Origin of the sequence: Dialister micraerophilus DSM 19965, from assembly GCF_000194985.1 — a bacterium.
In the GTDB taxonomy this organism is placed as follows: Bacteria; Bacillota; Negativicutes; order Veillonellales; family Dialisteraceae; genus Dialister; species Dialister micraerophilus.
In genome coordinates this window covers 779,682-783,830 of the sequence record NZ_GL878519.1, presented here as the reverse complement: position 1 = coordinate 783,830, position 4,149 = coordinate 779,682, and the positions used below count along the sequence as shown (strand labels likewise).

The window sequence follows — 4,149 nt, the reverse complement described above, 5'->3', positions numbered from 1 at the left end:
CTCCCTTTACCTATTACAATATTCTAATTAAAATTAAAATTTTAATTTTAATTTTACATCATAATTATATTATTACATATATGTTATAAAAACTTAAGCCATTTTATAAAACAGCTTAAGTTTTTACATTTTATATCAATTAATTTTTGTCTTAATTATATCAATCACATTGTTTTATAACACGATGTGATAATGCCACAGCCATTTCATCTAAATTGATAATTCCTATTTGCATATAAATTGCAACACAAACATTTTCACCATTTCTTATAATTCCCACCTTACCTCCGACATTCCAACCTAATCCTTTTATTTTTATTTGCTCCAAAGCAGATCTAGTCGCCCCTAAAATTGCACCTTCCTCTACATAATTATCAACAATAACACCTTTTCTTTTAGATGCAACAACTGCACTTTCCAATATCTTAGGTATTGTTTTTACAAATTCACCACCAAAATCTACAGCGACCGCTAGTATTTCAGCATCTTTGAATCTCTTTATTAATTCATGTTCTTCATTTCTTGTTTGTGTTAAAATCAATTCTAATGCCATTCTACCCGTATCTATACTTGTTTTTTCAATTTTCATATAAACACACCTTCCTACTAAATAATTAAATCAATATCAAACATCAACATAAAATATCCATTCTACAATAAATATGCTGTGACATATTACCACAGCATATTTATTGCTAAATTAAAAATTTTATTGTTTTATATCTTTCAAGTCTGCTTCTACTTTTGATTTCCATAAAGGAGAACGATTTGCATATATAACCAAAGGCATTATAAATAATACTATAGAAATACCTATAATAATCATTCTATCAAACATCGCCGTTGTCATAAGTGTTGCAGCTGTCATTCCAACAATACTTCCAATTAACAAAATTGCATATAAAATAGCCAATCCATTGCCGGACTTTCCTATTCTATACGGACGAACAACGCCTGGACGTTCATAACGTAATTTTACAACAACAATTGCTATAAATATATATGCAATGCTATAAACGATTGCGGTTACATTTGTTAATACCAAGAACACAGCGTTTACATTACCTATAATAACGTATAACAAAGTAAATAAAGAAATAAAAACGCTCTGAATTAAAACCACATTTGTTGATACTCCAAATTTATTTACTTTATGAAATCCCCAACTTGCAGGCAAAAGGCCTTCCTCAGCAACTTGAGTCATGGCTCTAGACGGTCCTGTTACCCATGCAGATAACTGCAATAATACTCCCAAAAATACCATAAATGCAAAAATATTTGCAATAATGGTTGGTAATCCCAATAATTGACATTCTATCAATATAGGTTGTGCAATATTTGCCAACTCCAGTGTTCCATTAGGTACAATATTTGATACAAGCAATCCATTAGCAATATTTAACAACACTAACCCTAGTAAAGATGCCATCAATCCTTTAGGATAATTATTTACTGCATCTTTTAACTGTGGAATATATACTGACGAAATTTCAATACCTGTAAAAATAAACGCTATACTTACTAAATACTTCAAAGAAGACATATCAGCAACATTCGGTATTAATTTATCTACAGAAAAAGTTCCTAAATATCCTGCAGGATTCAACCCTATTTTTATACTTGTCGCAAGACCCATTACAAACAAAACCACTACCGGAATGTATACTCCAAACCACACACCAATATGTCCACCAAATTTTGCCATATTAAATTTTAAATTCAATATTGTAATCAGCCAATAAAGTATAAATATACATACCATTGAATAGATTGTATCGCCGGACAAATCCGGTCTACCAAATGCATTACAAAGCATCGGCCAAAGTCCAGTAGCAACCATTACCATTCCTGCGAACATCATTGTCCACAAAAGTCACGCAGTAACCAAGCCCCATCTTTCGCCCAAGCCTTCCTTTACCCACAATTGCGGTCCACCTTCACCTTGCAACATAGTGGATAATTCTCCGGCAATCGCAGTTACCGGCCATGCAAAACATATAATTGAAAAAAGTAAATATGTAATCTGCAACCAACCTGCAGCAGCCAATGTAGGAATACTACGTACAGTTGCACATAAAGCCATCGTCATGCCGATAAATGCACCAAGACTTATCTTATTCATTATTTTTCTACCTCTCTACCGTTAAATTAAACAAAAAGGAGATACAAGAAAGGTCATTAGACCTTTCTTGTATCCACAAACCCATTAAATTATTTCTTTAAACAGAGTTTTTTCAATCTTTGTTCAATTACTTCGCGTACACTCTTCGCGTAACTATCGAAAAGCTTCTTGTCATTCATATATGGTGACAATACACATGCACGAAGAATAGTTATTTTACCAGCTTTTTTCCATTCTTCTAAGCTAAATCCTAAGTCTTCACAAACAAACTTAATTGGACCATCACCATAATCCGGAATAGAAAAATCGGTATGAGAAATAATGAAACCATTATAATATGTCATTCCGCTGTTGAAAGAAGATTCCTTATAAAATTCGTTATTAAAGGCATTCAGCTCAACTAAACTATTATTACCTTTTTCACGAATTACAAAATCAACCATATTAAAATCAGGTTCTACCAACGGAACAACCTCAAATACTTTACCTTCTATATCAAAAGTCAATCCTTGTAAGAAATTATAGAAATTTTGCGCCCCTTCAATTGATGCACCCAACAATTTACCATAACCGGATACATTCAACGGCAATACTCTATGAGCTGTCCATACAGAAGCTGCTGTTGCACCTGCTTTAGATCCGTCAAGCATATATGCACCCAACAATGCAGGGCACTCCGCACCTTTTTCAAATACATAGGTTGCAAAGTATGAAATAACTTCACGCATATATCTATCACTTACAACAATTGCACCTGCTGCGTACGGAATATAACCCATCTTATGTGGGTCAATAGTAACAGCATCAACATCTTTAAAAGCCTTAAATGCATTATATACATCTCTGCTAATATGTGCTTTCCCATCTGAAAATACACCATATTCTTCATGTACTTTTACAAGTTCATCATAATCATCAATAAACTCTCCATCTTCATTAACAAAGAGTGTACGTGCATAACCTGCATATGCTGCATCTACATAAATATAGAACCAAATACCTAATTCCTCATGCAATTTCTTACGAAGTGCAACCATCTTATCAATCGGATCTACTTGACCTTCTTCTGTTGTTCCTACTACACCAACAACCGCCAAAATCGGAGTTCCTTCAGCAACGGTCTTACGAATAATGCTTTCCAACTTTTCTACATCCAAAGTATAATGACTGGAAATCGGAACAGGAACTACATTATCTGTACCTATACCTAAAACATCTGCAGCTTTAGGCCATGAGTAATGTTTTGTCATCGGAACAATTAATTTACCTAATTTAGAAATATGATTTCCACATCTTGCTGTACGGAATTTTATCTTTTCAATATTTTCTTCCTTTGCTTGTCTCCAAAGATTTAATGCATCTTTAACAGACATATTCAAAAGATCCCATTCACTCTTTCCTTCAACGAGTTCTGGCTGAACTTCTTTTATTGCAAGTGGCAAAGACTTCAAATTACGCATGTACCAAAGTCCTTCCAAATTAGCTGTTGTTCCACCACCTGCTGTTAAATGACCCCAACCTTTATCACCGAAACCAAGCAAATGTGAAAGATCCATTCCAACTTCTTCTTCAAGCAATGATGTTGCCGGAGATGCTTCAAACGCTACATTGTTGGAATTCCAAAGTGTTGCAAAATTATACGCCAAAAGGGCCGGCATCAAAGTCTCCGAACACATATGACACCAATAACGACCTGCACTATGCCACGGCACAGAGTCAGTTCTCATTCTTCTAGATAAAACACTCAATACTTCTTTCTGCTTACGAACTGTCTGCTTGTAGCTATCTTCTTCCTGATCAGCAAAAGTAATACCTGGTTCGTCCTGTGGCATATAATTCTGACGCCATCCAAGATGCTGATCAACCAAATTAGTAAGAAGATCCTTATAAAGTTGTCCATTTTCGGCTTTATCACCGATAAATACTGCTTTGAGATTTACTCCCTTTGTAGGTTTTGTACTCATGATTCTTAACCTCCTCAAATTATGTAAGTTATTGAAAAATAACCTGAACCATAATTGAGAGTT

At 34.2% G+C, this 4,149-nt stretch carries 2 protein-coding genes and 1 pseudogene; all 3 read right to left on the bottom strand.

What is annotated here, in order from left to right; genetic code table 11:
* Positions 1 to 160: 160 nt before the first annotated feature.
* A complete protein-coding gene (locus HMPREF9083_RS03665) occupies positions 161 to 589 on the bottom strand; it encodes a HutP family protein (RefSeq protein WP_007556059.1) in 429 nt (142 codons plus the stop codon).
* Between the two features lie 120 nt (positions 590 to 709).
* A pseudogene (locus HMPREF9083_RS03660) lies at positions 710 to 2,089 on the bottom strand (amino acid permease).
* 122 nt (positions 2,090 to 2,211) lie between these two features.
* A complete protein-coding gene (tdc, locus tag HMPREF9083_RS03655; protein ID WP_007556056.1) occupies positions 2,212 to 4,086 on the bottom strand; it encodes a tyrosine decarboxylase in 1,875 nt (624 codons plus the stop codon).
* Positions 4,087 to 4,149: the final 63 nt, after the last annotated feature.